Below are 26,653 nucleotides of genomic sequence, written 5' to 3'. Positions count from 1 at the left end.
AGCCCGCAGGGAACAGTCACAGACAGTGCCCCAATCCTGTTCCAGGAACCGGCACCACAGATTTTCAAAAGTCAGAACCCCGCAAACGAAAGGAAGACCCGATGAGTACCAACTGGTCAGGCGCCGAGCGGAAGTCACGCGCCCCCATCAGCCTGCTGAACCCCGAACCGTCAGTAGAAGACAATGCCGCAGAACCCGCCAAGGAAACCGCGGCCCCAGCCGTTTCTGTCGCTGGGCCGGCACCGGCCCAGCAGGCGGCCGTGGAAGCTCAGGCGGCCCCCTTGGTCAGCGGCCGGCGCAGCGCATCAGTGCTGCAAAAAGACAACATGAACGATGAACTACCACCGGCCACCGGCTGGCAGGCCTTCCTGCGGACCGTGACGTTCGGGCTGATCAAGCCCAAGGTCGGCGCAGCCGAGCTGGCCCGCCGCACAGACCTTTCCGCGATCCAACGGGTCTACTCCAGGCCCATGCGCATCATGGTCGCCCAGCCCCTGGGCGGAGTCGGCAAGACCATGTGCAGCGTCGGAATCGGCTCAACCTTCGGGATCCACTCCGGCCAGCACGCCATCGTCTGGGACAACAACGAAATGATGGGCACCCTCGGTGTTCGGACCAACGCCAACGGCTCCACCCGCACCGTGTGGGACCTGCTGAACGTGCTGGAAAAGTTCGAAACCATCGAGGCGCGTAAAGGTGATTTTTCCTACTACACCCGCCACCAAGGCAAGAACCAGTTCTCCGTCCTGGCATCGGACGAAGACCCGGATCGGATGAAGTCCATCGGCGCGGACGAATTCAACCGCATCCACACGGTGGTCAGCCGGTTCTACGACACCATCGTCCTGGACACCGGAAACAACACCCGCTCCGAAAACTGGCTGGCCTCCATCGACGTCACAGACCAGCTCGTAATCCCTGTCCGGCTCCAGCGCAACGCCGTCGTCTCGGCCCTGCGAATGATCGAACAGCTCGAATCCATGTCCGAGCGCCAGGGCAACCCGCACTACAAGAACCTTGTCGCCAATGCCGTCGTCGTCATCACCCAGGGCGGGGGCGCCAAAGTCTCGGCGACCGATCAAGCGAGCCTCCGCGCCCAGCTCGAATCCACGGTGCGGTCCATCATCGATATCCCCTATGACGCGGCCCTGGACAACGGCTCAATCATCGACTGGCAGCTCGTGGGCGATCCCGCCCGCCGCGCCTTCGAACGCGTCACCGCAGAAATCGCCGCAGGCCTGCTCGAGGTAGACAACCGCAACGCCCACGCAAGTATCAACACCACCAACCGATAGGAAACCCACACCATGTTCAAGAGCATTCTGACCAACGTCACCCTCCCCGCGGCCGCAGATAACCCCCTGGACGGGGTGACCCCCAACATCAACGTCTTCGGAGTTCAGTTCCAAGGCGCGGTCCAGCTGATCCTCGGCGGGCTCTGGGCCCTGGTGCTGATTCTGGTCACCGCCGCTTTCCTGATGAATCTTGGCAAGTGGGGAATCGCACGGCAGCGCGGCCACTCGGACGACATTGCAGATGGGGCGGACGGTGCCAAGCGCAGCGGTGTCGCCTTCGCCGCGGTCGCCGGTGCCAGCGTCATCATCGGCGGCATCTTGGCACTGACGGCAGCAGCAGGAGCCTAAACAGTAGTGGCAGACTTCGTCGCTGGCGGCTTTCTCCTACTGAAGAACGGAACCAGACCATGAGAACAAAATGGAAAGTGCTGATCGCGATTGCCGCTGTCGTGGTGATCGTGGCAGTCGCCGTCGTCCTGATAAATCTCCGCCCCACGGAACAGGCTTCACAGCCCGAACCCACCACTGGGACAGGCATGGTCGCTGGCAAGCTCGGATTTCCAGTCTCCAAAATCAGCATCGGAGAGGGCGGAACCACAACGGCCGCCGACGGCAAAACGCCCATGGGCTACAACGGCACCTGCGACTCCGCCGCCCAGGCAGCAGCCAACTACACGCCGGTACTGCACGATGTGAACACTAAAACCTGGGAAGCCCAAAAGGCCACCATGAAGGCGTTGGCCTCGGACGAAGCATGGATCAAGGATGCAGTTCTGCTTGGCGACACCTACACGACGGCGGCCGCGTCCGGAAACTTCAAGAGCTTCGATGGCGGCTGGCTCGACCGCGTTGATGTCAAAGCCGGGGGTCTCTACCGGCTCGTTTCCTGCGAAGCCGAGAACCGCGCGTTGGTTCAAGTGGTTTATGGCGGTCTCCGCGGCGGTGAAGCAGAACCCGGCGGCTACTTCGGTACCGATTCCCTGGAACTCGTTTGGGACGGTGATTGGAAAATCTCTGACGTCCTGGTGCGTATTGATGACACAGAACTTGCCGCCAAGTTCCCTGACCAAGGCCCTGCGGGCGGTCTCGTCGGCGCTTCAACCGGAGAGATGCCCACTCTCGATAACGGGTTGGTCAGCCGTTACTTCGAAAACCTGAGTAAAGAAGGCTGGGTGGAATATGCAAACGCTACGCGCTAGCAGCAGGATTCGCTTGATTGCCGCATTCCTCGCGGTCTTCTTGGGCTTCGGTGTTCTCACAGCCGGATCCGCTCAAGCAGCGGATGACATCAACGCCTCAGAAAAGTTGAATGCCGATCAATTGAAGCGGCTGGCGGGCTTGCCGGCAGACCAGCGCGACGGTATTCGTGACCGTCTCAACGGCGAACTCGCCAAGAACGTCTGTGGGCCTCAATTTCTCGGTGCAACGATGATCGGCCAGGACTGCACGGGAATGGCAACCCGTGCTTTCAACAGCTTCCTGGACACCCCCGAGAAGTCCTTGGACTACCGTCCTGCAGAAGGACAGCGCGAGTTTTGCTCATCGTTGGCGCGGGAAGGGGCACCGCCAGCTGCACTGGGCATATGTGCGGTGTCGAGCACATGGAACGAATTCGCCCCGCTTGCTGGTGCTGTGTTGCGTACAGCTGTTTCTACACAGCCTGGCGGGCAGTTTGTGCTGGGCGCGGTGGACACAGTGGCGTTTATCGCCAATGCCAAGGACGGGTTTGAGAAGTTTGCGAACTCGACTAAGGAAGCCGGCGTGACGGCCACAAACGAGGTTTTAGTGAACCTTTTGAAAGTTTCAGAGTTTCAGGTCGATGACGGCTTCCGAAACACCTGGTCAGTCTTTTCCGGTATCGGGATCGTGCTGCTGGCACTGATGTTCTTCAAACTCTTCCGGGACTACTCGGATGAAAAAATCGACCCTGACGCCATGCGTGAATCGGTGATCTGGTACGCCCCACTCGCGGTTCTGCTGGCATTGTTCGGCCCGGTTCTGGGGTACGTGGGCAACAACGCATTGGTTCAGGTTACTGAATCGATCAGCCCCTGGACCTCAAACCAGATCGGGGACTTCGCCACAAGCATTTCCCGTTTCGCCTCCTACGAGTCCAGCGGCGTTTTCGGACCGCTGGCAGCCGTGCTGCTGTTCGGGTTGCTGTTCATCGGGGCCTGGGCGCTCCTGGGGCTGTTCGCCCTGCAGCCGCTCGCCCTGTCGCTGCTGGGCGTAGGCATTGCGTTGATGATCGGCTTCATGATCCATCCCGAACACCGGGGCCGGGTCGCCAAGGCCGGGTCGCTGTGGCTCGGTATTGCCTTGTCCAGACCGCTGATTCTGTTGATCATGGGTGCGCTGTTCAGCTTCATCTCGAACCGCCCCGCGTTCCAGGGCGAAGGTACCGGGGATGCCTTGGTGAACGCCTCCTCGGTGTTCATCGCGGCCGCCGCGATGGTGGTCCTGGCGTTCTCACCCGCGCTGCTGTTCAAATTCGTCCCAATACTGCCGTCCTCGGCCACCTCATTGGGTGCTAACCGGCCCTCGATTGCCGGGGCGGCGATGGTAGCTGGCGCCGGCGCCGGGATCGGTGCGATGATCCGTCAGCGCCGCACCATGCAGGCACAGTCCGGCTCGTCCGGCGGTGGGCGCACCGGTGCCGCCGTCAGCGGGGCGGCAGCCCAGACATCAGGCGGACCTGGCTTCTCTGCCGGTCCTGACGGGGGTCTGACCGGTGGTGCAGCTGGGGCCGGCGCGGCTACAGGTGGTGGCCGTCGTAGTGCCGGCGGCACCAGACAGGGGACGGCTGGGATGGGAGCCGCGGGCCAAGATGCACCGGCTGCACCTGATACCCGCACCATTGCCCAAGCGCAGCGAGATGACCGGGCCGGTACTCCGGCCGGAAAAACTGCTGCTGCTGCCCGCAGCGGAGCGGCGGCTGCAGGGCGGGGCACTATGGCGGCCACTCGGGGATCCGCCAAGATCGCCGCAGGCGGGGCGACAGCGTTCCTGTTGGCCGGGCGTGAAGCATCACGGCAGGCCGCACTGCGCGGCCGTCAGAGCGTGAACTCGATGGTGCCTGATACCGATCACATCAGCGGCCGGTAATGAGCAGAACGAAAGCAGGGGAGTAGGTCTGATGGGACGCATGGTTGTTGTCGGTGGTGAGGTTTCCCGCCGTGGTTTGTGGGGCGGGAACCGTACCGGTCCTGAGTGGATTGGGCTCAGTATCGCCCTGGCTTCAGGGATGGTGGCGATCATTGCTCTCTCGGACGTGATCGTGCTTGGCCTGATCCTGGGCGCTGCGATCATCGGCCTCGGTGTCGTGCTGACCACTCCGAGCAAGATCACCGGGTACCGGTCCCTCGGTGCTCTGCTCGTGGAGCGGCACCACCAGCGTTCCCGCCGGAAAAACAAGACCGCGACGTTTGTTCCGGTGAAGTTCCGGGATCAGACCCGCATGGTCAAGGCCGGCAAAGCCGACCGTGCCCGGGCCGATGAAAAGGGCATGATTGAGGTTCCGGTGACACACCGGAACAATGCCCCGCTCATGGTGGGGACGGTCCGCCCGTTCACCGTGCAGACCCCTACCGGGCCGATGACGGTTTTTCGTCACGGCGGCCGGATCAAAACCCCGTACTACACGGTGACCGTGGAAGTCATGGGTTCTTCCTCCGGGATCCGGGAGGAAAACCGGGAAGACTCCGCTTATGTGGCCCGCGGTCAGTTCCTGGCCCGCATGGCCCGCCGGCAGTCCCTCATTTCCCACGTCCAGACTCTTTCCCGCGCCGTACCCATGGATTCCACTGACCACCTGCTGTGGATCAAGGACAAACAGGCCCAGGGCATTAACCGGCTGCTGATCACCTCCTACGGGGATCTGGTGCAAACTTTGCAGTCCCGCTCAGAACAGCACCGCACCTACGAGACCTTCCGCGTTCCTCGGTCCGCTGCTTTGTCCCTGAAGGCTTCCAAGCTTGGTGGCGGGGACACCGGAATGGGGCTGGCGATTCATCAGGAAATCCGTACCGCTCTGGCCCAGGCGCAGATGATGGGCGGCATCCAGGATTATCGCACCCTTGGACCTGAACAGATGGCGGCGCTCCTGCGGCACCTTCAGGATCCGGATTTCGACATTGACGATGATGAGAACGCGGACCTGGCAGACTGCTGGCAGCACTTGGACGGTGAGTCCTCGGATTCTTCCGTGGTCATCAACGGCCACTGGCACACCCGCACCGGGTACGTCCCGGCCTCAGCTTTCAGCCCTGAAGCGATCCCCGTTTCCGCTCTACAATCCCTGGTCTCCGGAATCCAGCCGGCCGTGGTCCACACCGTCTCCATGGTGATGGAACTTTCCGATGCCCGCACCGCACGAGGGAAAGCCCGCACGGACGCGGCCATGGACCGCGCCAAGGGCAAGGAAGTCGCCAAGTCCGGTGTCGTCACCGACGGATCAGAAGAAGTCCTTATGGGCGCATCCAGCCAAAGGCTCCTGGACCTCAAACCCGGTTCCGGGCACCACGGTGCCGCGTACGCGCTCTACATCTCCTACTCCGTCGAATCAGAGGACGAGCTGCTGGCCACCGCTGACCTGATCGAGGCTGCGGCCGCGGATGCCGGGATCGAATTCATTGACTGGATGGATCACCGCAACGATCTGGCCCTGATCACCACCATGCCGTTCACGAGAGGAATCCGATGAACACCCCCAAACTCATCAAAGGCCTGCGGATGCCCTGGGCCCTGACCACCACATCACGCCGCACCCAGCGCTCCCGCGCTAAGCAGCAGCGCCTCAGCGCCGAACACGGCGCCGCACTGGCGACCGGGGATGCCCTGGCAGCCAAACGCCGGGCAGGAAAGAAAAAGCGCACGAACGATGCCCAGAGCAAGGCAGCCGTGCAGTGGCATTGTGACCGGAAGAGTCCGCGTGCCTCGCGTCTGGGCTACTACGATCCGGCGGCCCCGGGAGTGCTGTCCTCGACCCGGCAGATGGAATTTTCACACATGGCCATCGCCTCGCCTCCCACCTCGCACCGGGGCCTGGCGTTCGGGATCGATGCCGGATCGGGCTGGATGGTCGTCCATGACCCGTTCACGTCTTACGGCAACGAGCTCGAATCCCCGAACGTCTGCTTCATCGGGGATCTTGGCCAAGGCAAGTCCTCCGGGATCAAAACCTGGGCGGTGCTGCGGCAGCTGCTCCTTGGCCGTCGGGTTGTCGTGATCGATAAGAAGTACCAGCTGGACCAGAACGGCGGGGAATACACCTCGCTTGCCCAGCGCCTGGGCATCACACCGGTGAAGTTCATGGTCGGCGGCGGCGGGGCCAGGATCAACATCCTGGACCCGCGAATCGCTGCCCGGCTGAATGAAGACAGCCACGACGACACCGCGCTCTCCACTCCGGCGGGCCAGTCAATGCTGGTCCGTGCTGTTGTTGAAGAAGCCCTTGGCCGGCCGCTGCTGCCCAAGGAAGGCAAAGCAGTCCGCATGGCCCACAAACAGGCTCTCCGCACGGCGGCAGCGAACAATGAAATCGCCCATATCCGCCACGTCCTTTCCGCTCTGTACGCACCCGACGCGGACGCGGCAACGGCCTCGAACCTGAGCGTGGAAGAAATCCGACACTGGGGACAGGATCCCGCGTTTGAGCTTGAACGCATGATTGAAGACGACCTAGCCGGCCTGATCGACGGACCGACGAGCGAGGAAATTTCCCTGAACGCCGGGCTGACCGTCTTTGACGTGTCCCTGCTCCCGGAGGACGGGCCGGCCCTAGCGATCGTGATGACGATCATCAACACCTGGCTGGCGAACACTCTCTACCGGCAGAGTGAGGCGGTCCCCACCGTCCTGGTCATCGAGGAAGCCTGGCACACCGTCCAGGGCTCGGTTGCCAAGGTCACCCGCCGCAACACCAAGCTCTCCCGCGCACTGTCTCTCTCGTGCATGTTCGCGTTCCACCACATCTCCGATATTCCCGAAGACTCACCGGCCATCGCCATGCTCAAAGAATGCGGAACGGTCCTGCTCTACAAGCAGCAAAAATCCGATGATGCCTGGGCATGCGAACGGATGTTCAACCTGCCCGCCGGGTCCGCGGCCGATATCGCCGGCCTAACCAAAGGGACCTGCATGATGCGGATCGGCGGTAAGGACCCCTTTATTGCCATCCACGTCCGCAGCGCCCTGGAAATCGAACTAACCGACACCGATAAGGCCATGAAATCCACGGCCACAATCAACCAGGTCGAAGCCGACGCGCAGGAGGAAGCAGCATGAGCACGGCCAATCCCATGTCCACGGATTCAGTCATGAAAATCGCTCTGGCCGCCCTCGTCACCGGGCTGGTTGTTCTGGGCTGGGTCTCAGCGTTCCTGGGAGAACTGATCACTCCTACCGGGATGCCCTGGACGGACTTCTCCGCCCTATGGGCCAAGATCAAGGCCGGCGAATTTCTCTGGCCCGGTGCGGCCACCTGGATCCTGATCGTTCTTGCTGTCCTGGCCCTCGTCGGGACGGGCATGCTAATGGCCATCTTTGGCGGGAACAAGCACCGCGACGACGGGCTGCCCCGGTACAAGGACCTCGAAAAGCGCATGGGCAAGAACGCAGCAGTGGCCAAAGCCAAGCAATCCCTGGAGCTGCCGGCGGATGCCACTGAAGAAGACATGATCGTCGCCCTGTGCAAGCTCGACGGCCAGACCCTCTACGTGCAGCACGAAGACTCGATGTGGGTGTTCGCGCCGCAGCGCTCCGGTAAGACCCTGTTCCTGGCCGTAGGGATCACCTTGGACGCACCGGGTGCCGTGATTGCCACGTCCACCAAAAATGACTTGCTCATGCTCACCGCCATCGCCCGCGAACGTCGGGGCGATGTTTCCGTGTTCGACCTTCAAGACATATCCGGATGGTCGAACAAGGTCAGGTGGAACGTCGTGGACGGCTGCGAAGATCCCGACGAAGCGCTGGCCCGAGGTAAAGCTTGGGCCGGCGCGCAGCCGATGGGAGATGTGAAGAACGGGGACTTCTTCAATTCGAAGGCCGCTGCGATCCTGGGCAGGTTCCTCCACGCGGCCGCGCTGGGGGATAAGAGCATCGATGACGTCGTGAAGTGGGCAAATGACTTCACCGACAGCGAGCCGCTGGAAATACTGACCCAGCACAAGGCCCCGGCCGCGTTCACAGCCAGGCTCCGTACTCTCACGACCTCCCGGGCCGGGGAAACTGTGGATTCCATCCAGGAAACCCTCGCCGGCCTCTTGGAGCCGCTGACGTCCCCTAAAGCCTTGGACACTCTGACCCCGCCCAAAGGAGAGGGGTTCGATATGGAGAAGTTCCTGGAAAAGCCGAACACGATCTATCTGCTCACGGACGGGGAACGTTCTCCGGTCGCCCCGCTCGTGGCGATGTTTGCCGACTTCATGTTCCGCAAAGCCCAGCGCATTTCCCAGGGCATGCCCGGGGGCCGGCTCTGGCCGGTATTGACGATGGTTTTGGACGAAGCTCCGAACGTCGCTGCCATCCCGGACATGGCTGGGGCCCTCTCGGATTCCGGCGGCCGCGGGATCCGGATCATCGGGTTCAGCCAGTCCTTTGCCCAGAACCGGCAGAGGTGGGGAGCTGAAGCAGCCACGGCAATCCGTGGAACGTCATCGATCAGGCTGTTCCTGCCCGGCCTGGAAGAACTCGATGAACTGGACAAGATTGCCCGGGCCGCGGGAACCACCCGCAAAGAACGCATCTCTACCACCTCCCAGGGGCGCGGCGGATCTTCCCGGACCATCAGCGAGGAAGAACGCCCCGTGATTCGCGGCAACGAGATTCAGCAGCTCCCTGTAGGAGAAGCTTTTATGCACTACAGCAACGTCGCCCCGGCCAGGGTCAAACTCATGCCCTGGTGGGAACGCGCGGACGCAGCCCAGATCAAAGAAGACAAGGCGACCGCGCAACAACGCCGCGACAGACAAGGAGCAATCCGATGACAGACGAAACCCACGAACCGCTTCCTTCCGCCCCCGAGGGCGGCGAGATGCTGGCGGCCGAGGGCATTGAAGAGGTTCTGGTCGAGCACGAGGAACGGCTGACCGTCCTCCAAGGATCCGTTGAAGCGATGGGCCAGGCGGTCGAAGACCTCCTGGCATCACCGCCGAAAAAGACACCAGCTCCTTGGAACTGGAAAGAACTTGATGGGGAGAAATCCGTCGCCCTCATGGAGGCACTACGCGAGTGGGTGGACTGGATCAACGACCGATACGGCGTGTCCGACAGCTCCCGCATCTACGGCTGCTGGTACCGGCATGCCCCGGTCGTGGAAGAACTCACCGCCGCCTGGCTCAGCTGGCGTGCAGCCAACTACGGCCACAAAGACCCCGTAACCGACCCTGCCAGCTGGCACAGGGACATCTTCTGGCCCATGCTCGAACGCATCGCATCCAAACCTTGGGGACTAAGCAACTGCCACACCGAACATGTGGATCCCCGGCCCTCATTCCGGGACTCAACCGACGACAAATTCACGGAATTTCTTGCCGAACTCGGAGGGAAGGAACCTGCCACTGCCTGAGGCCAAGGCCGAATGCCCTACTTTATCCACCGAGTTCTTCTGATTTCTTTTGGGGCCGCATGCGTCTTTCCCGGAAGGCGTTAAGGGTCACAAGCGCCAGGACCAGCAAGAACCCGAGGAGGATGCCAGCGCCGATCATGAGGAGCGCTGGGAAGCGGGGGTTGTCGCTTCCCACAACAACACCAGCGAAGGTCAGCACTATGCCGGTCACGGAGAGAGCCTTCTTCATAACGGCGATATCCCCCTTTTGGCTGCCGTATCCGGTGCTTTGACTCTTGCTCACATCCGGCCACACCAAACCGGCCAAAGTAACGCTCGCGCCGAGAATGGTGATGACCGTACCGCCAGAATCGCTCCCTAAGATGGCAGTGCCAAGGGACCATGCCCCCACGGCTGCGACGGCCACTAGGAGGACCGCCGCGAGCCACGCACGCCCACTGCTTCGAGCCGTCGCAGGGCTTATGCCCTCAGTGCCGCCCTTCGATACGGACGGCTCTCCCTGCCCGGCTGTACCGGGTTTGATTCCACTCATGATTCCCCCTTGATTTAGAAAAGCACGGAACCGCTGGTTTCGTGCTTTTCTATGCGCGTCGCATTTATAGCCGGGGTCCCCGGCGTCCTGTCTCTGGTCCGGTTGCGGGTCCGTTTTGTTGTGCCCGCCGCTTGGCGTCCTCGGCTTCCTGAGCTTGCTGGGCTTGGCGGATCTTCTCGGCGGCGTTTGGCGTCTGGGTCAACGCCGACTCAGTTTCCTGGCGGACCCGGGCCAGCCGGTCGCGCAGAGATTCTGCCGGCGCTGAGGGCTGGGTGTCCTTCTCAGCGTGCCGGCGTTCGGCTATGTCCTTCATGGCTTCAGTGACTGCTTCCGGGGTTTGTTCTGGCGTGGAGGTTTTGCTGGTTCCCCTGATGCGGCGTGCCATCGCGGCGATGCGTTCAGCTCGTTCCTGTTCCGGGGTCAGCGTGGTGTCCTGGGACCGTTCCTGGCGCAGCTGGTCCACTACCTGCTCGGCAGGCGTGGGTGTTTCGGCCACGGCAGCCTCCACGTTCGCGGCCTCTGCCATGAGTACTGCGTCAGTGCCGGACAGGGGCTCCTTGGCGGTCTGGGCGGAGTATTTGTGCATGGCGGTGACGCGGGACAGCAGGTCGGCACCGGTGCCCTGCTGGGTGTACTGGTCCGGGATCACGGTGGTTTCGGCATCGGGGATCCGGTAGGTGTCGCGGAAGGTCTTGACCTCCACTGCCAGGTCCCGCCATTGCTGCTGCTTGGCGGTATCGGACGGAACGGGGCCAAGGGCTGCGGCCCAGGCCGGCGGTTCGGCCGCGAGCTGGGAACCGAGACGGTTCACTTCCAGTGCCATGGCCTCGCGGCGTGCCTGCAGCTCGGTCCGCCACGGTGACGGGGTGTCCTTGTGGGTGATGACGTCCGCGGGTGCCATCCAAGGGGCAAGGCCGTCTGGTACGGGTGTGGTGGCCACGGGTTCGGGGAGGCGTCGGCGGAGGTTTTGTTCGGTCTCGATGCGGCGGAGGATCTGTTCTGCTGCGCGGACGCGTGGGGCGTTTTCGTCGCGGGCGTAGTTGGTGGTCGCGCCACGTTCGTATGTTTCATCTGCGCGGACGGGTTCTGGCATCAGCTCACGCAAGGCCTTCTCCTTTTGCAGGGAACCGGCGAGCCAGTTGGCTTTCGCGGCAGCGGGGGAGTCGTTGACCGTTTCATCGGTCCGCAGTGTTTCCTTGGCGCGGCGGATCCGGGTATCGAGGTCATCGTCAGTGAGGTGTCCGTGGAGTCGTGACTGCCACGGGGTTTCCTTGTTTTCCTTTAACCAGTTGCGGCTTAGTTCCTGGTGGTCCGGGGTGGAGGCGGGGTTCGTAGCGGAGTCTGCGCGGGCGCGCATAAGGTCCCCGGTGACGCGTCGGGCGAGGCGTTCCAGTGCCTGATCGCTGACGGCTTCAAGCGGGCGGCGGGCCGGAGCTTCGGCGCGGGTGCGCCAGTAGTCCAGTTTGTCCTCGACCCGCCATGCCAGGACAGCCCCGGGGTCCTGGGATTCTTCGAACGGTGTCCCGGTGGCGTCTGTGAGAAGGTTGGCGATATTGAAGCCTTCGGATTCCGCGTTGCGCAGGTGCGTCGCGACAGCTCCCCAGGCGTCGGAGGCAATGAACGGCTCCGCGGTTCGTTCGCCGAGGATGCTTCGGGCGGTGTTGGCCATCCGCAGTTCGTTGGCCTGGTCATCAATGTCTTTGTAGACGGTGACCATCTCCGGCAGGGACCGGGCCGCTGCCCGTGCGGCGTCGATCTGTTCGTGCGCGGTGAGGTTCCCGTCGTGGTTTCCTGCCACGGACCTCAGCACATCAGTGAGGGTTTCGCCGTCGGCGAGGACGCCGTAAAGGTGGTTTGATTCCCGGCCGCGGGACGCTGCGACGTAGGCGAGGGCGCGGGAGAGGCCTGAGCCGATCATCGCGTGGGTGGTATCGCACGTCATGCCCTGGGTGCGGTGGATCGTTGCTGCGTAGCCGAGCATCGCGTTGTCCCGCACGTAATCTGCCGGCAGGGTGATGGTGCCGTTGTGGTCCTGGTGGCGGACGGTCATGGCACCGTCAGGGTGGACTTCCCGCACGGTCCATACATCGTTGTTTTTCACGAAGTCTTTGCCGTGGTTCACGCTCAGGCGACGGTCGTTCTTCCGGGTTACGACGACGTCGCCGGCGCGGGCGGCGAGCCCGTCACGCAGCGCAGCTGCCGGCCCGTCAGCCAGTGCACCAGTACCGAGGCGGTAGGCCTGGGCGCGGGCGTTCAAGTCCGTGACAGTGGCATTGTCGAAGGCCATCATGACCGAGTGCTTCCCGGCTGCGGTGTCTTTTTCCCAGGCGGTATACACCTGTGAAGTCATCGTTTCGACGTCTCCGCCGACCACGCGACGGTTTTGCCGGTAGAACTCCCAAGGGTCATCTTCACCAACGGCCGGCGGTTCACGCAGCGCCAGCGTAGCGGCGGCTTCTGCGGTGTTTGGGGTGCCGTCTGCGTTGCGGAACCGGTGGAGGTCTTCGAGGTACACGGCGCCAACGGTGTTCTTCAGGTAGCGCATCGCACCGCCGGAGGCGACGGCGGAGAGCTGCTGGTCATCGCCCAGGGCGCGGACGAGAGCGCCATGTTGCTCGGCGATGGTGACCGCGGCCGCGAACAGTTCGGTGCCGACCATGCCGGCCTCATCGATGAACAGGACGTCCCCTGGATTCAGCGGGATGCGGTTCGGGCTGTGGTTGCGGTGCCCGAGGACAAAGGAATCGATGGTGGTTGCATTGGCTCCCAGCTCCTTGCCCATCACGGCGGCAGCGGCCGCCGTCGGCGCCAGGCCAACGACGTTTCCACCGGCCGCTCGGATCGCGTCCGCGGAGAGTTTCAGCGCAGTGGTTTTACCCGCACCGGCAGGGCCAACACCGATGACCAACAGCTTGTCGCTGCAGGCGAATTCGCTGGCCATGCGCAGCTGCCCGGCATCGAACGTCTTCTCTTGGGACGCAGCGGCAGTGTCGAAAAATTCGGTAGTCGCTGCGGGGATGACAGTCCGCTGCGCGGCAGTCAGCAGCCGGTCCTCACTGTGCAGGACACCGGAGGAGGTGTAGAGCGTGGAGTGGACTTTTCCGTATCGGCTGGCACCGTTGCGAAGGCGCAGGGCTTCCGGTCCGGCGGCTGGAACGTCGGTGGTGATGCGGAGGGAGAACTGGTCAATGGCGCGGGCCTTGACCTGTTCAAAGAGTTCTTTCGGGATGGTCAGTTCCGCGAACCTGGATCCGAGTTGACGCCGCGTTTCGGCGTCGATGTGGTGCTCTCCCCACGTGCCGCGGGACCGTTCCAGGGTGCGAATGACCTGGGCGGCTTCAACGGCCGGATCGACTTCGTCAGCATGGGTGACCAGGGGTGTATTGCTCCGGTCCGCTGCATTCCGGGCGTCGTAGCGGTGTGCACGGGCAGCTTCAATGGCCGCCGGTCCGACGAGAACGCCGGGGATCTGGGCGAATTCCTGCTGCCACTGGGTGACCAGTTCCGAAAGGCGGCGGGCCGACTTTTTCGCCGGTCGTGTGGCCAGGGTGGCCTGCTGGGCCAGGGCGATCATTTGCTTCTGGTTAGGGGAGTATCCGTGGTTCTCGGTGAACTCCTGGACGAGGTTATCCAGGACAGGCTTGATATCGCCACTGCGTGAGGATCCGGCCTCAATGGCCGCGATGTTGACCCCGGCGATTTCGATGACGGGCCGGTCACCGGTGACCTTGCGGGTGGTAACTCCGACTCCCAGACGGGCGCAAACCTTCTCCATTACCGTGCGGTTGTAGTGCTCGGACGCGGCAACCCCGTACTGGTAGAGGAGCCTGCCGTCCAGGCTGGACCACTTCCCGTCAGCGCCCATGACCTTGTTCGCCACCACGATGTGATCGTGGAGCTGGGGGTCACCGTTGCGGGAGTCGTAGTGCCTGAACGCGGTATAAACGAGTCCGCCTTCAACGTCTTCCTGCCGGACGCCGTTACGTCCACGGCGGGTGAACGTCGCTTCCTCTTCCAGGAACTCCATCGTCTCTTTGATGGCTTCGTGGTGGGCTGCTTCGATCTGCTGGCGCGCTTCATCTCCGCCAGTGGCCCATAAAACGGAGACCGATTTAGCCGGCGCAAATACAAGGTCATAACCTGCCACAGCCTGCGCTGCTGGCTTGGTTTGAGCCGTGATGAACTTGCCTAGTTCTTCCTTGTCGGCCGGGTTTCGCCCGTTGAGCTCTCGGAAGTATTGGGCACCTTCCTTGGTGCGGATCAATCGCCTGTTATCCGCATCAGGAGCGGAATGGTTCATGCGCGTGTAGTCAGCGATGCCACGGTCTATGCGTGACTGAAGCTCGTTATCGGTCTGCGAGAACCGCTTATACCGCTGCCCCAGGGCAACTTTCGCGGTGGGGTCCTTCGCGAGAATGGCGGCCGCATCGGGGTGCAGCCCTTCCCCGTAAAGCGCGCTCATCTGCGCCTCGCTGACCTCTCCTGAGACCTTCAGGAGGGCGGCTCCGCCGCCGCCCCATTGACCAGGAGGGTTGCCGTCCACGGTGTAGTAATCACCCAGTGAACGGTTCCCAGCGCGCAGCTCATCACCGGTAGCGACTTCACGCGTGTAGTACGTGTATCCGTCGCCGGCACTGAGCTTGTGCACGGTCATCATGACCCCAGCATACCGCCAAAGGAACCTCACTTATCGATGATGCAAGAGGTGTGACGGATTCAGACGGATATGCCTTTCGACAGCGGAGAAAGATCAGAAGGCAAATCCTGCTGCTTCTGACCATCAAGACTTTGATGCGGTTCTGCACATGAGAATGGGCGGTGGGTAACACGCTTTTCGTTATCCACGGTTCGTTCGATTGTGTTGAACCGCTTCGGATTGAATTGTCCACAGGTGGGCAGGATAGAGACACGCTTCCTCTCGGAGCTGTCCACGTGTGGGCAAACAGTCCAGGCCACAATCCGAGCGCAGCGAGGTCCGATCCTGTAGGTTTGTGCAGGAGTGGATTTCCGTCAAGGGACGCTTCAAGCAAAAGCAAAGAAGCACCCGGCCGGCCACATCCGGACATGGACCAGACGCGGCGCTAGCCGTTAGGTCTGCTCCATGGATCAGTCCAAGGGGAGGGACCCGAAACATGGCAGCACCACGAAAGTCCGCAACGCAGGTAGCGGCCCGCGAGAAAGCACGGGCGAAAGCTCAGGAGCTGACCGCCAGGCATGAAAAGCTCATTGACCTCGCAGCGGAATTCTTTGAACAGCAGGAGCAGGCCGAACAGGTCCGTGCGGATGCACGGACCAAGGCGGAGGCAATTCTTGCCAGGGCTGAGGAAGAAGCAGCAGCAGCAACCACCGGCGCCGCCGGCACTGTTGCCGCGATGGTCGCCGCAGGCGAACCGAAGGCATCCGTCGCTGCCCGGCTGGGCCTCACCGGAGCCGAACTGAAAAAGCTTCTGGACCAGGCACCTGCTGCCGCCGGCCCGGCAGCAGCAGAAGAAAGCGATGCGGCATCTGAGGTACAAGAGGAAACCGCGGCTGAGGCCGCGTAGCTAGCCAAGGGAACTGTGGTCCCGGCGACTCGCCCGGGACCACAGTTCCTTAACGGCTAAGACACTTAGAAGAGTGTTGGTGCATCCGGGTCAGCTCCCTGAAGGAGCGCCCTGATACGCTCTGCGCGTTCCCAGCCGTAAGCACGCACCTCATCACGAAGCGTCCGGGAGCGTTGAGCGAAAAGACCACGGGAAAGTCCTCGCCACCTGAACATGGATCCATTGGAGTCCCGGCCTTTGGCGAGCCGGTCAGCCATGTTCTCCCTGTTCGATCCCGGGTGCAGATGGGTGTCCTCACCGGTGGTCGCGCGGACACAGATGGGGACATCGCACCGGTGCATCAGATCCCCAAAGGCGTCCATTCCAATCCCGTACACGAGGTGGAACGCGTAGCGGTGAGGCCGCACGGCCTGCGTGCGGCCACCGGAGTTCAAGGTGTACCGCCCGTACCCGTCATCGGATACGGCCCCGGCCCACAACCAGCAGTCACCGGCCCGAGGCCCCTTAATGACTTTGGACCAGAAACGGTCCTCCGGCGGGCGCGTCATCGTCGCCTCACCAGGTGCGCCACCGCAGTTCGAGCTTGTTCGCTGCGAAGAAGAAGCCGGCCATAAACAGGAAGGCCGGAATCGCCTGGGCGAAGCCCTGGCTGATCCAGAGAACCAGGGCGCTGAGCAGTGCGACAACGCCGGCTGCCTTGCACAGGAAGATCAGGACTCCCTGCCCGGCGTGGATCGGGTGGGTTAAGGCGTAGATGATCCAGCCGGTGAGGGCAACCGCTGCAAACGCTGCGAGGAAGATGATGATGAACATGTCTGCTCCTAACGTTACAGGTCGGTCCACTGCAGCTTTTTCCTGCCCCGTCTCTGCTGCGCTGTACCCAGGGCAGGGCCGGCGGTGGTCGCGTTGGGACGGCGGTCCGCCGACGATGACCACGCTGGGTGCTGCCACCTGATGAGGCGGACCGCCCGCGTTTTCAACGGTTCCGCACCCTGCTTCCTTCAGGGTGCGGGCCTGCCGGTTTTTACGGTTCCGGCCCAGTAGGCTGTAAGGGAAGAGCCCCGGAGCCCAGATACTTGTCCTATCTGGGATCCGGGGTTTTTCTATTCCCGGTGGTTCTTATTTGCCGCTGTCGATGATGATCCTTTCAGTCTCCGATGCGGTGTAACCCCACGTGACCAGCTGGTTCAAGTAGTCGCGGTGGGACTGGTGCGGGGACCGCCATGAATCCTTGGCGATGGTCTTTTCGTACCCGGCGCAAATCAGCGCGACCAACGAGAACTCGGGCCGGGTCGTGGTCTTGGCCACGTGCTCCCTGAGCGGGTTCCACGCCCACGTTTTCTCCCCTTCAATCCTGGCCCCTGCCATGCTCGCGGCCACCTCCCCGTCGTAACCGCTGGCCACTTCGGGGTGGTGGGTGATGGCATGGACCGTAAAGTACTGCCAGCCCTTCGGGGCCTGCTTCTTCGCCAGCAAAGCCGTGACCCATTCCCGTCTGACCACAGTGGCCGATTCCATTTTTTTATTACTCTCAATCAGGGTCTTCCGTTCTGCTTTCTGCTCATCGGTCATCGGCCCTTTGTTGGCCGATGAGGACGAATAGCTGTAGCGGTCCGTGAAACCCAGTTCCTTCCAGCCAACAATCACCGGCACGGTGATGTGCTCGCCTGTACCCTCGGTGGCGATGTAGACGGCGTTGCCGTCGTCCTCAGTGGCCCGTCCGCCATCTGCCCGGTTCAAAGAACTCACACGGGCCACGTCTTCGTCGCTGTAACCGGGGGCTTCAACGACTCTGATCCCGGTTGCTTCGAGTTCGGCCGTGAAAGCGGCAAGGGCGGCGGCGCGTTCCCGGTCGTCCCGCAACTGCTGGGCCACGTGATGCAACTGGTCCGGTTCGTCCATGATGACCGATTCCAATTCGAGAGTGCGCTCGGCATCTCCTTCAAATTCGGCCATGATGAGCGCTTCTTCAATGCTCCATCCCTTGCCCAGCGCGGCGGTCCCGGCTACGGATGCCTTGGCCTTCAAAGCACCCTCAACAGTGGTCTTGGTCCGCCCTGTCTTCTTGGCGATCTGCGCCGCGCTCACACCGATCAGGGACAACTGGTGGTAAGCGTCGGCTTCGTCCGCTTCGGTCAGTTCGGCGCGCTGGATGTTCTCCACCACCTGCGTCACGATCCGTTCGGCTTCCTCCGGGCTGTCGATGACCATGACCGGGATCAGGGGCCGGACGGCTTCAACAGCGGCGCGGGTGCGCCGCTGTCCCATCAGGACATGTACGGTCCCGTCATCCTTGCGGTGAGCGATCACCGGTTCCATGACGCCGTGTTCTTTGATGCTTGCCACAAATGAGGGTGTCAGGGCCGCGTCCTTGCGGACGTTCACGTCTACCGTGAGGGTGGCCGGGTCCAACCATTCCAGCATCGGGGCAGTGGTGGTCGGGCTTTCTGCGATAGCAGTCATCGTGAAGGGTTCTCCTTATTTCATCGGCACGGGGCGAGGGGACTATGGGACTTGTGCCAGCTGCCCCTCTCCCCCAAGTTGTTTTTTGGTTGCTGGCAAGCTTGCTTGCTCGGTGGCCGACGGAGCCCTGTCTACCCGCAGGGCAAAGGACGGGAAATTCCTAGAGGAAATAAGCGAGGAACGAGCGCCGGAAGGACATTTCCTGGCCTGCAGGCCCCGACGAAGGAGGGGCTAGCCGGGGTGGAGCGGACGCCTAGAATCCGCAGGACAGCAACAAAAAACGCTTGTAAACAACAGGTGATGACGGGCCGGAGCTCTGCGACGGACCGGCAGCACCCAACAGCCGGCCGCGCCAGCGGACGCCCGTTCAACTGGTTGCACCGGCAACCAGGGCGAGCCCAGCGAGCCTGCCCGAACACCAAACAAACTCCCGTACTTGGTCGCGCTGGCCTCCGTGGGTCGTGTTAACGGGCGGAAGGGCAGGCACCCTGCGGGTGCCTGCCCTTCCTGTTTTCCCTCAGCAAAAAGGAAATCTATGGGTGCAGCATCATCGCTGCAGGAGTCTTAGTACTGCTGGCCCTCGTGGTCCCAGGTGAAGTCTGCGGGGGTCTTTGTTTCGTCGTTACCCAGGATGGCGAGCTCGATGGCCTCTTCGGCCGCGGTGATGCCTTCGGGGGCTTTGTCCTGGTCGGTGAGGATGAATCCGTGGCTCATGGTCTATTCCTGCCTGGTCGTTGTGTTTCCACTCTAACCCGGCGGGTGTTTTCCGTTTTTCCCTGTGGTGCTGCGCCCGCGCAAGCGTGACCGGCGGCCGGCGGAGCTTGCGGGGGAGGCCGCCGGGCCCCACCTGAGGGACCTGACCGTTCTGGCCCGGCCCCTCAGGTGGTTGTTTGTTAGCGCTTGGGCTTGTAGGCCGTGGCGGGGTTCATCGCGATGTCAGCGACGGTGCCGAGGTTCATCACTCCGGTCAGCAGTTCCGCGAGCCGGAAACCGGGGCTGTCGGCGGTTGCTTGGGTGAAGTGGTTTGCTGCCGAGGATGCCCGGCCTTTGAGGTAGTCGGTCCAGCCGATCATTGTCAGCAGCGGCGCGCGGTACCCTCCGGGGGCTGCGTTGATCAGTTCCCGTGCGCGTTCCTGGGCTTTGTCCACGCGGGTCCAGTCCGGTGCGATCTTGCCCATCAACAGGTCCCCTGCTCCTTCTGGTGTGGTCCTTTCCGGGTCGATGATGTTGCACAGGAGCAGGTCGCGGGCGGCCGGGATTTGAAGCGTTGCCAGCAGCTCGATCCGGTCCTGTTCGGGGATCTGGCCGGTGGTTCTCAGAGCGTTGGCCCACAGGGCGGAGGCGTGATCGGTTCCGGTGATCATCTGGGTAGCGATGCTGGCAATGATGGTTTCTTCCGTGTCCGCGGGGCCAGTGAAGGGGGCGTAAGTAGCGCCCGCGTCCTGGTTGTAGGTGCTGCCGCGGTAGACCATTTCGGCGTTCAGGGCGCTGTCAGTGATGGCCTCCAGCGGGTACGCGGGGCAGCAGGCGTCCACCCCGTCGCACAGGAGGTTCTGCCAGTGGGTGGAGGTCACCAGCCAACCGTCTTTGAGCGGAGTTCCCGCCGCGTCGAAAACCTCAATGAGGGCCTCGACGTGCTCGTGGAACGGGCGGGGCAGTTCCGGGGCGCCGGTCACGTCCGTGTAAACGGCCAGCAGCACCGAGGTAGCGGCGGTGTCCGCTGCGAGGTAATCGGCCACGGTCCGGGCGAACATGGCCGGGGTGGGTGCCAGCGGCGTATCAATGCGCAAGGTAGCGCCCAGCCGGGTGCCGTGGAGGGTGATCAAAACGAACGATTCCCGGGGCACCGAACCCAGGGCGTGCGGGACGAAGCTAAGAACGTCGGCGGGGCCGGAGGCGCGTACTGAATCAGTCATGGTGTTGCTCCTTTGCTGAGGAATGGGGTGGTGAGGGGACCACGTAACCGGGCCAGCTGCCCCTCTCCCCCAAGTTGTTTTTTGGTTGCTGGCAAGCTTGCTTGCTCGGTGGCCGACGGAGCCCTGTCTACCCGCAGGGCAAAGGACGGGAAATTCCTAGAGGAAATAAGCGAGGAACGAGCGCCGGAAGGACATTTCCTGGCCTGCAGGCCCCGACGAAGGAGGGGCTAGCCGGGGTGGAGCGGACGCCTAGAATCCGCAGGACAGCAACAAAAAACGCTTGTAAACAACAGGTGATGACGGGCCGGAGCTCTGCGACGGACCGGCAGCACCCAACAGCCGGCCGCGCCAGCGGACGTCCGTTCAACTGGTTGCACCGCAACCAGGGCGAGCCCTGCGAGCCTGCCCGAACACCCGCCGGGGTCCCCTGGGTCCTGTCCGCGGTGCGGCACGGCACCGGCGCCGCGGTGGTGTGTCAGTGGTGCAGAAATGGCGGGACGCCGCCAGGTGATGATCACCTGTGCCGGGTACCGCTGAGGCGGTGGCCCGCCCGCGCTTGGGGCGGGCCGGGGAACTGCCCCGGCCCGCTCCTCCCCCTGTTTCCTAGGCGGCGGGCTGGGCGGTTCCGATGATCAGGGCCGCAAGGAACCTGACGCGCTCGGGGACGTCGGCCTCGTCCCCGTCCGGGGTTTCGCCCAGAAACACCACATCCCCGCAGTAGACGTCCTGGACGTCTCCCGTGAGCTGGAGGACCATGGCCCCCGCGCGGACGTTCGGTTCAAGGCCGAGGAATTTTCCTTCCTCGTTGAGGTAGAAGTGCCAGTCATCGCCGCTCACTGCTTCGATGTTTCCCCTCACCAGGTACTGCAAGGTCTCCAGGTCCGCGCTGATGGACTCCACGCGGGCGGGCTGTGACTGGTCGGCGGGAATGATAAGGGCTTTACAGTTGGTCATGAACGGTCTTTTTCGTAAGTAAGTTGGGGGTGGTGCCCCGCCCGGGCGGGCAGGGCACCTGTGATGCTGGTCAGGCCACGTTCTGGTACATGGAGGGGATCCGGTACCGGCTCGGAAGCTCTGCGGCGGCCTCGGGCAGGTCGTCCGGGCCGTGGGCCTGCCCGTTTTTCCAGTGGAAAAATGCCTGCTCACTGACCGCGTCCCAGAACTTCGCTTTAGTCCGGTAGAACGTCGTCTTCACGTCGCCCTCGCAGTAGGTGGCCATGCCGAACAGGTTGCCGATGGCATCGGCCGTGCGGGTACCGGCGACCATGACATAGGGCCACTGGCCCAAGTCCCAGCCGTCACACCCCCAACTGGGGATCACAGCCCAGCCGTGTTCGCCGATCAGTTCCATCCAGTCGTAACCGGTGTTCGAGTGGTAATCGCCCAACACGGTCACGCCCTCGATGCTCTCGCCGGTGTCCTCGGTGGTCACCGTCTTGATAGTGATTGCGTTCATGGTGTTGCTCCTTTGCTGAGGAATGGGGTGGTGAGGGGACCACGTAACCGGGCCAGCTGCCCCTCTCCCCCAAGTTGTTTTTTGGTTGCTGGCAAGCTTGCTTGCTCGGTGGCCGACGGAGCCCTGTCTACCCGCAGGGCAAAGGACGGGAAATTCCTAGAGGAAATAAGCGAGGAACGAGCGCCGGAAGGACATTTCCTGGCCTGCAGGCCCCGACGAAGGAGGGGCTAGCCGGGGTGGAGCGGACGCCTAGAATCCGCAGGACAGCAACAAAAAACGCTTGTAAACAACAGGTGATGACGGGCCGGAGCTCTGCGACGGACCGGCAGCACCCAACAGCCGGCCGCGCCAGCGGACGTCCGTTCAACTGGTTGCACCGCAACCAGGGCGAGCCAGTCCTGGCAGGCTTAAAGTGAGAATGTCCTCCGTTATCGGACGTTCCCCCAGTCGGCCGATGACGGAGGACCCAAAATCTCCTAGTCCGCCAGTCGATGTGTCATGCTCGAAGACGTAAGCAGCAGGATGTTTACCAGCAGAGGGCCCGCATTCCTTGGAATGCGGGCCCTCTGTCTTGGTCAAAGGCGATTCGCCGGTGTTGGTACGGTGGAAAGGTCCCGCCAGGGCAGGCCGTTCCCCCAATGCGCCCCGCCCTGGCGGGCCATTCATTCCATCAAGTAGGGGGTTTAGGGGCTCTTCCCAGATGAGGGTGTAGGTCGGCCGGGCGCGTCGGTCCGCAGATAGACGTCGAGGTCTCCCGACGATGGAGGTTCCTACGCCATCCATCCGAAAGACCTCGACGTGCCCGACGCTACCCCGCCGGCCGGCTTCGGCCGCCTTGACCTGACCGCCTTCGCGGCTCATCCCAGTCGACCCTGATCGGGTCTGCTGACCCTCTCGACGAGAACGCAGCGACATCACAGCCACCCAACCCCGACCGTCCGGGAAGCCGGGGCACGTCACATGGGCTGTGCTGCGGGCGTGTCGAGTGGGTAGTCCAGGGGCGACGCAGGAGCGTCGACGCGACGTGCTGAGAGGTGGTTCCAGTCGAGCGCTAGGGCACCGGCTACAGGCATGGCGATAGGTCAGGAACGGCGTCGCTCCCTGCGCAGGAGGGAGCGCAGAGTCTCGGCGTTTGCGTAGCCGACCCGTAGCGCGATCTCGGCGGAGGTGAGGTCCGTGGTTGCTGAGAGGTGTCGAGCTCGTTCGGTGCGAAGCCGTTGGACGAAGCCGAGCGGAGTGAGGTTGAGCGCCGCACGGACTCGTCGTTCGAGGGTGCGCCGGCTGGTGCCGAGCGACTGCGCGACGAAGGCGACGTTGAACGGTTCGTCCAGGCGGGCGCGCACGAAGCGTTCGAACTCGACGACGATCGGGTCCTCGTGCCGGAGATGTTCGTAGGCGACGAAGGCCGCCTGCGACGGGCGCTCGTCGATGATGAGGAGCTTGGCGACATGTTGGGCCAGGTCGGGGCTGATCGATCGCACGAGTGAGAGCGCGAGGTCGATGTGGGCGAAGGCGGCGCCGGCGGTGACGAGGTTCCCGTCGACCACGACCATGGTGTCGAGATCGAGGGCGACGGTCGGATAGCGCTTCCGGAACTCCGGCCCCAGGAACCAGCTGGTCGTCGCCCGCCGATGATGCATCCGTCCTGTCTCGGCGACGGCGAACACGCCGGTGCACGCCGCGGCGATCCGGGTGGTCGCGTCGTCGAGGCGCCCGAGTGAGGCGATGACCGAACGAGCATCTCGGCTCTGGAGGGCGTCGTGGGTCGCGGCGGCCGTGAGGGTTCCAAGCGCAGGGACGACGACCACGTCGAACTCTCCGGACTCCGGCAGCGGGTGGTCCACCGACAGGGTCATCGATGCCGTCGTGGTCACTCGCCGTTTCGGTCCGAGGATGGCGAGTTCGATCGGGTCGATCCGCGGGTCGACGTCGCCGCGGGCTCCGTCGGCCACCCGCACGATGTCGATGATCGACGCGATAGCCGAACCGAAGCAGCCGTCGATCGCGATCAGTCCGATACGCATGACGTAAACAATAGCAATACTGCCGTATACGCCACTTCCCACCGGCCCTCGCTCGTCATACGCTGGACTCGTCCCACGAAGAACCCCGACGTCAAGGAGAGTCCCTCATGTCCACACCCGCATCACTTCCGTATGCCTTCGTCGCCAAGATCGTCGCGGCCGATGGACAGCACGACGCGGTCGCCGATCTGCTCGCCGGCGCTGTCGCACTCGCCAACGAAGAAGTAGGAACGATTGTCTGGTTCGCGGTCAGGACCCACGCCGACACCTTCTGGATCTTCGATGCATTCCCCGACGAAGCCGCTCGCGACGCCCACGCCAACGGCGCCATCGTCGCAGCCCTGATGGCCAACCAGCACCTCCTCGGCGCAGCACCCGAGATCCTGGCGGCCGACGTCCTCGCGTCCAAGCTCCCGTAGTCCGCCAACGCACGAGACGATCGCGCCCCGCCGAGTCGGTCCGCAGATAGACGTCGAGGTCTCCCGACGATGGAGGTTCCTACGCCATCCATCGGAAAGACCTCGACGTGCCCGACGCTACCCCGCCGCCCGGCTTCGGCCGCCCTGACCTGACCGCCTTCGCTCGACTCGACGGCCTCGGTCTGAGCGTGATCGGGCAACGACTTGAACCGGATCGTGCGGTCCTCGCGTGCCGCGTGGTGGAACCAGATCAGTGGTGCCGACGGTGCGGCAGCGAAGGCGCCGCTCGTGACACCGTGATCCGGCGGTTGGCCCACGAGCCGCTGGGCTGGCGACCGACCGTGCTGGAAGTTGTAGTGCGCCGCTACCGCTGTGCAGACTGCGGACACGTGTGGCGCCAAGACACCAGCGCCGCGGCGGAGCCACGCGCGAAGCTCTCGCGCACCGGGCTGCGGTGGGCGCTGGAAGGGATCGTGGTCGCACACCTCACCGTCGCCCGTGTCGCCGAGGGACTCGGGGTCGCGTGGGACACCGCCAACAACGCGGTCCTGGCCGAAGGCAAGCGGCTGCTGATCAACGACCCCACGCGGTTCGAGGGCGTGAAGGTGATTGGCGTCGATGAGCACGTCTGGCGCCACACCAGGCGTGGCGACAAGTACGTCACCGTGATCATCGACCTCACCCCGGTCCGCGATGGCGCCGGCCCAGCAAGGCTGCTGGACATGGTCGAGGGCCGGTCGAAGGCGGCGTTCAAGACCTGGCTCGCCGACCGCGACGACGCCTTCCGTGACGCGGTCGAGGTGGTCGCGATGGACGGCTTCACCGGGTTCAAGACCGCCGCTGCGGAGGAGATCCCGGACGCGGTCACGGTGATGGATCCCTTCCACGTCGTGCGCCTGGCCGGTGACGCCCTCGACAGGTGCCGGCGCCGGGTCCAACTCGCGATCCACGGGCACCGTGGGTTCAGGGACGATCCGCTCTACAAGTCGCGGCGCACGCTGCACACCGGCTCGGACCTGCTCACCGACAAGCAGAGCGACAGGCTACGCGCGCTGTTCGTTGATGACGCTCACGTCGAGGTCGAGGCGACCTGGGGTGTCTACCAGCGGATGATCGCCGCCTATCGGCACGAGGACCGGCAACGTGGCCGCGAGCTCATGGAGAAGCTGATCACCGACCTCAGCGCCGGCGTCCCCAAGGTGCTCACCGAGCTCACCACCCTGGGCCGGACCCTGAAGAAGCGAGCCGCTGACGTGCTCGCCTACTTCGAACGACCCGGCACCAGCGACGGGCCGACCGAGGCGCTCAACGGACGGCTCGAACACCTGCGCGGCTCCGCACTCGGGTTCCGCAACCTGACCAACTACATCGCCCGAAGCCTGCTCGAGACCGGCGGCTTCAGACCCCAACTCCTACACCCCCGATTGGGATGAGCCGGTTTAGGCGTGGGTCTAAGGAGCTTGTTCGGCAGACGCCAGAGAGGGCCCGGAGCGGTTACTGCTCCGGGCGTGGTGAGCGAGCCGGCGCCGGAAGAGCCGCTAACCCCCGCGCAGCTCGCGGACCTGCAGGAGGCCTGGGCAGAATTCAACGAAGCGGCAAAAAGCACCGGGGCGAACAGCGTTCACGCCTGCACCCGTAACGGAAAGCCCTGGCAAAAAGACCCCGCGGCCGTGCGCAGTATGGCAGCTTGCTGCGCCGCGTACGAGATGAAGACACAACACCCCGGTACCGAACCGACCAGTAGGACCGGGCGGGCGCAGGACTACGATGACAGGCGCCGGGATCAGCGACGGGGATGAGCTGATCGCGAACCGGGTGTTAAAGGGACATTCGAGCTGCGCCGTGATCCCTCTCGGGACCAGTGGCTACTGGACGCCATCACTGACAACTAGTCCCTGCCCTGCGTAGCGTCGTAAAAGAGAGCCATGGACCACGTAGCCGGGCTACCTGCTGGGCTCGCCCCGCCGGCAGAAGTCGCGCTGGCCCATCTGTCAGACACCGCATGGTCGTCCCACCGCGCTAAATTGCTGTTGGCCGTCACGTTCTTCGCGGAACGTGCGCGAGCACGTCAGCCGCCTCTTCCTCATCAAGGACCCAGGGCTGGTAAGGCGGGTGATCCGGGTACTTCTTGCGCAGATAGGCGCGCACGAAGCTGCCAGGTCGGGACTCGTCGATATATCCAAGCTTGCGAGCGAGGTCAGTCGGTCGGTAAGTAGCCACAACGGGAGTCTGGGGAGATGTAGTCTGCTTAGTCATCTTCCTCGGGCACGCTGACGAAGGACTTCGCCACCGATTCTAGGTCTTCGTGGGGAAGGGGCCTCAGGTCCTGGCCGGAGCCAAGGGGACTGCTGAAGGTTTGATTGACACTTTGCCTGTGAGGATTTGATCCTTGCGGGTGGAAGGATGTTCCTCATGCCCAAAGCCTTTCCCGAAGAG

The 26,653-nt window shown here is 63.3% G+C and carries 20 protein-coding genes; 11 read left to right on the top strand and 9 right to left on the bottom strand.

What is annotated here, in order from left to right; translation table 11 throughout:
- Window positions 1-101: 101 nt before the first annotated feature.
- Genes J2X98_RS17910 through J2X98_RS17875 form a run of 8 tightly spaced genes read left to right on the top strand, consistent with a single transcriptional unit; the run spans window position 102 to window position 9,864 of the window.
- Complete coding sequence (locus J2X98_RS17910; RefSeq protein WP_306971350.1) at window positions 102-1,295, top strand: MinD/ParA family ATP-binding protein; 1,194 nt, start codon at window positions 102-104, stop codon at window positions 1,293-1,295.
- Window positions 1,296-1,307: 12 nt separating this feature from the next.
- On the top strand, window positions 1,308-1,643 hold the full coding sequence (locus J2X98_RS17905) for a hypothetical protein (protein WP_306971351.1): 336 nt from the start codon (window positions 1,308-1,310) through the stop codon (window positions 1,641-1,643).
- A gap of 59 nt (window positions 1,644-1,702) precedes the next feature.
- Complete coding sequence (locus J2X98_RS17900; protein WP_306971352.1) at window positions 1,703-2,494, top strand: hypothetical protein; 792 nt, start codon at window positions 1,703-1,705, stop codon at window positions 2,492-2,494.
- A 13-nt stretch (window positions 2,495-2,507) separates the two neighbouring features.
- The gene (locus J2X98_RS17895; protein WP_306971353.1) at window positions 2,508-4,400 is read left to right on the top strand and encodes a hypothetical protein; all 1,893 of its coding nucleotides are present in this window, start codon (window positions 2,508-2,510) and stop codon (window positions 4,398-4,400) included.
- 31 nt (window positions 4,401-4,431) lie between these two features.
- Window positions 4,432-5,997: a hypothetical protein gene (locus J2X98_RS17890; protein ID WP_306971354.1), complete on the top strand. Its 1,566-nt coding sequence runs from the start codon at window positions 4,432-4,434 to the stop codon at window positions 5,995-5,997.
- Entirely contained in the window at window positions 5,994-7,580 is a 1,587-nt protein-coding gene (locus tag J2X98_RS17885; protein WP_306971355.1) for an ATP/GTP-binding protein, read from the top strand. Before J2X98_RS17890 ends, J2X98_RS17885 begins: the two co-directional genes overlap by 4 nt.
- Window positions 7,577-9,283: a type IV secretory system conjugative DNA transfer family protein gene (locus J2X98_RS17880; RefSeq protein WP_306971356.1), complete on the top strand. Its 1,707-nt coding sequence runs from the start codon at window positions 7,577-7,579 to the stop codon at window positions 9,281-9,283. The genes J2X98_RS17885 and J2X98_RS17880 overlap by 4 nt, the downstream gene beginning before the upstream one ends.
- Window positions 9,280-9,864: a DUF4913 domain-containing protein gene (locus J2X98_RS17875; RefSeq protein WP_306971357.1), complete on the top strand. Its 585-nt coding sequence runs from the start codon at window positions 9,280-9,282 to the stop codon at window positions 9,862-9,864. Before J2X98_RS17880 ends, J2X98_RS17875 begins: the two co-directional genes overlap by 4 nt.
- A gap of 22 nt (window positions 9,865-9,886) precedes the next feature.
- Here the strand turns inward: J2X98_RS17875 and J2X98_RS17870 are convergent, their stop codons facing one another.
- Entirely contained in the window at window positions 9,887-10,396 is a 510-nt protein-coding gene (locus tag J2X98_RS17870; protein WP_306971358.1) for a hypothetical protein, read from the bottom strand.
- Between the two features lie 64 nt (window positions 10,397-10,460).
- Entirely contained in the window at window positions 10,461-15,053 is a 4,593-nt protein-coding gene (gene mobF / locus J2X98_RS17865) for a MobF family relaxase (protein WP_306971359.1), read from the bottom strand.
- A 475-nt stretch (window positions 15,054-15,528) separates the two neighbouring features.
- Here mobF and J2X98_RS17860 point away from each other — a divergent pair, with 475 nt between their 5' ends.
- Window positions 15,529-15,939 (top strand): hypothetical protein, encoded by a 411-nt coding sequence (locus tag J2X98_RS17860; protein WP_306971360.1) that lies wholly within the window; start codon window positions 15,529-15,531, stop codon window positions 15,937-15,939.
- A 555-nt stretch (window positions 15,940-16,494) separates the two neighbouring features.
- Here the strand turns inward: J2X98_RS17860 and J2X98_RS17855 are convergent.
- The 7 genes from J2X98_RS17855 to J2X98_RS17825 form a co-directional block, all read right to left on the bottom strand.
- Window positions 16,495-16,752, bottom strand: coding sequence for a chemotaxis protein (locus tag J2X98_RS17855; RefSeq protein WP_306971361.1), 258 nt, complete (start codon window positions 16,750-16,752; stop codon window positions 16,495-16,497).
- 306 nt (window positions 16,753-17,058) lie between these two features.
- Complete coding sequence (locus J2X98_RS17850) at window positions 17,059-18,402, bottom strand: ParB/RepB/Spo0J family partition protein (protein WP_306971362.1); 1,344 nt, start codon at window positions 18,400-18,402, stop codon at window positions 17,059-17,061.
- 564 nt (window positions 18,403-18,966) lie between these two features.
- Window positions 18,967-19,116 carry a hypothetical protein gene (locus J2X98_RS17845; RefSeq protein WP_181039493.1) on the bottom strand — a complete coding sequence of 50 codons (150 nt, stop codon included), beginning with the start codon at window positions 19,114-19,116 and terminating at the stop codon, window positions 18,967-18,969.
- Window positions 19,117-19,295: 179 nt separating this feature from the next.
- Entirely contained in the window at window positions 19,296-20,318 is a 1,023-nt protein-coding gene (locus tag J2X98_RS17840; RefSeq protein ID WP_306971363.1) for a DUF4192 domain-containing protein, read from the bottom strand.
- A gap of 603 nt (window positions 20,319-20,921) precedes the next feature.
- Entirely contained in the window at window positions 20,922-21,272 is a 351-nt protein-coding gene (locus J2X98_RS17835; protein WP_306971364.1) for a DUF3846 domain-containing protein, read from the bottom strand.
- A 70-nt stretch (window positions 21,273-21,342) separates the two neighbouring features.
- Window positions 21,343-21,774, bottom strand: coding sequence for a hypothetical protein (locus tag J2X98_RS17830; protein ID WP_306971365.1), 432 nt, complete (start codon window positions 21,772-21,774; stop codon window positions 21,343-21,345).
- A gap of 1,082 nt (window positions 21,775-22,856) precedes the next feature.
- Window positions 22,857-23,798, bottom strand: a complete 942-nt coding sequence (locus J2X98_RS17825; RefSeq protein WP_087136509.1) for a GlxA family transcriptional regulator — start codon at window positions 23,796-23,798, stop codon at window positions 22,857-22,859.
- A gap of 107 nt (window positions 23,799-23,905) precedes the next feature.
- On the opposite strand from J2X98_RS17825, the gene J2X98_RS17820 reads away from it, so the two are divergent.
- Together J2X98_RS17820 and J2X98_RS17815 are read left to right on the top strand one after the other, a co-directional pair.
- Window positions 23,906-24,217 (top strand): putative quinol monooxygenase, encoded by a 312-nt coding sequence (locus J2X98_RS17820; protein ID WP_033107114.1) that lies wholly within the window; start codon window positions 23,906-23,908, stop codon window positions 24,215-24,217.
- 107 nt (window positions 24,218-24,324) lie between these two features.
- Window positions 24,325-25,650 carry an ISL3-like element ISPfr2 family transposase gene (locus J2X98_RS17815; protein WP_306971366.1) on the top strand — a complete coding sequence of 442 codons (1,326 nt, stop codon included), beginning with the start codon at window positions 24,325-24,327 and terminating at the stop codon, window positions 25,648-25,650.
- Window positions 25,651-26,653: the final 1,003 nt, after the last annotated feature.

This window comes from Pseudarthrobacter enclensis, assembly GCF_030811655.1.
In the GTDB taxonomy this organism is placed as follows: Bacteria; Actinomycetota; Actinomycetes; order Actinomycetales; family Micrococcaceae; genus Arthrobacter; species Arthrobacter enclensis_A.
This window is presented reverse-complemented; position numbering and strand designations above follow the sequence as displayed.

Bases quoted from the DNA above. Each gene is read 5' to 3' on its own strand.
- J2X98_RS17910 (WP_306971350.1), top strand. From the start codon at position 102: ATGAGTACCAACTGGTCAGGCGCCGAGCGGAAGTCACGCGCCCCCATC.
- J2X98_RS17905 (WP_306971351.1), top strand. From the start codon at position 1,308: ATGTTCAAGAGCATTCTGACCAACGTCACCCTCCCCGCGGCCGCAGAT.
- J2X98_RS17900 (WP_306971352.1), top strand. From the start codon at position 1,703: ATGAGAACAAAATGGAAAGTGCTGATCGCGATTGCCGCTGTCGTGGTG.
- J2X98_RS17890 (WP_306971354.1), top strand. From the start codon at position 4,432: ATGGGACGCATGGTTGTTGTCGGTGGTGAGGTTTCCCGCCGTGGTTTG.
- J2X98_RS17885 (WP_306971355.1), top strand. From the start codon at position 5,994: ATGAACACCCCCAAACTCATCAAAGGCCTGCGGATGCCCTGGGCCCTG.
- J2X98_RS17880 (WP_306971356.1), top strand. From the start codon at position 7,577: ATGAGCACGGCCAATCCCATGTCCACGGATTCAGTCATGAAAATCGCT.
- J2X98_RS17875 (WP_306971357.1), top strand. From the start codon at position 9,280: ATGACAGACGAAACCCACGAACCGCTTCCTTCCGCCCCCGAGGGCGGC.
- J2X98_RS17870 (WP_306971358.1), bottom strand. From the start codon at position 10,396: ATGAGTGGAATCAAACCCGGTACAGCCGGGCAGGGAGAGCCGTCCGTA.
- mobF (WP_306971359.1), bottom strand. From the start codon at position 15,053: ATGATGACCGTGCACAAGCTCAGTGCCGGCGACGGATACACGTACTAC.
- J2X98_RS17860 (WP_306971360.1), top strand. From the start codon at position 15,529: ATGGCAGCACCACGAAAGTCCGCAACGCAGGTAGCGGCCCGCGAGAAA.
- J2X98_RS17855 (WP_306971361.1), bottom strand. From the start codon at position 16,752: ATGTTCATCATCATCTTCCTCGCAGCGTTTGCAGCGGTTGCCCTCACC.
- J2X98_RS17850 (WP_306971362.1), bottom strand. From the start codon at position 18,402: ATGACTGCTATCGCAGAAAGCCCGACCACCACTGCCCCGATGCTGGAA.
- J2X98_RS17845 (WP_181039493.1), bottom strand. From the start codon at position 19,116: ATGAGCCACGGATTCATCCTCACCGACCAGGACAAAGCCCCCGAAGGC.
- J2X98_RS17840 (WP_306971363.1), bottom strand. From the start codon at position 20,318: ATGACTGATTCAGTACGCGCCTCCGGCCCCGCCGACGTTCTTAGCTTC.
- J2X98_RS17835 (WP_306971364.1), bottom strand. From the start codon at position 21,272: ATGACCAACTGTAAAGCCCTTATCATTCCCGCCGACCAGTCACAGCCC.
- J2X98_RS17830 (WP_306971365.1), bottom strand. From the start codon at position 21,774: ATGAACGCAATCACTATCAAGACGGTGACCACCGAGGACACCGGCGAG.
- J2X98_RS17825 (WP_087136509.1), bottom strand. From the start codon at position 23,798: ATGCGTATCGGACTGATCGCGATCGACGGCTGCTTCGGTTCGGCTATC.
- J2X98_RS17820 (WP_033107114.1), top strand. From the start codon at position 23,906: ATGTCCACACCCGCATCACTTCCGTATGCCTTCGTCGCCAAGATCGTC.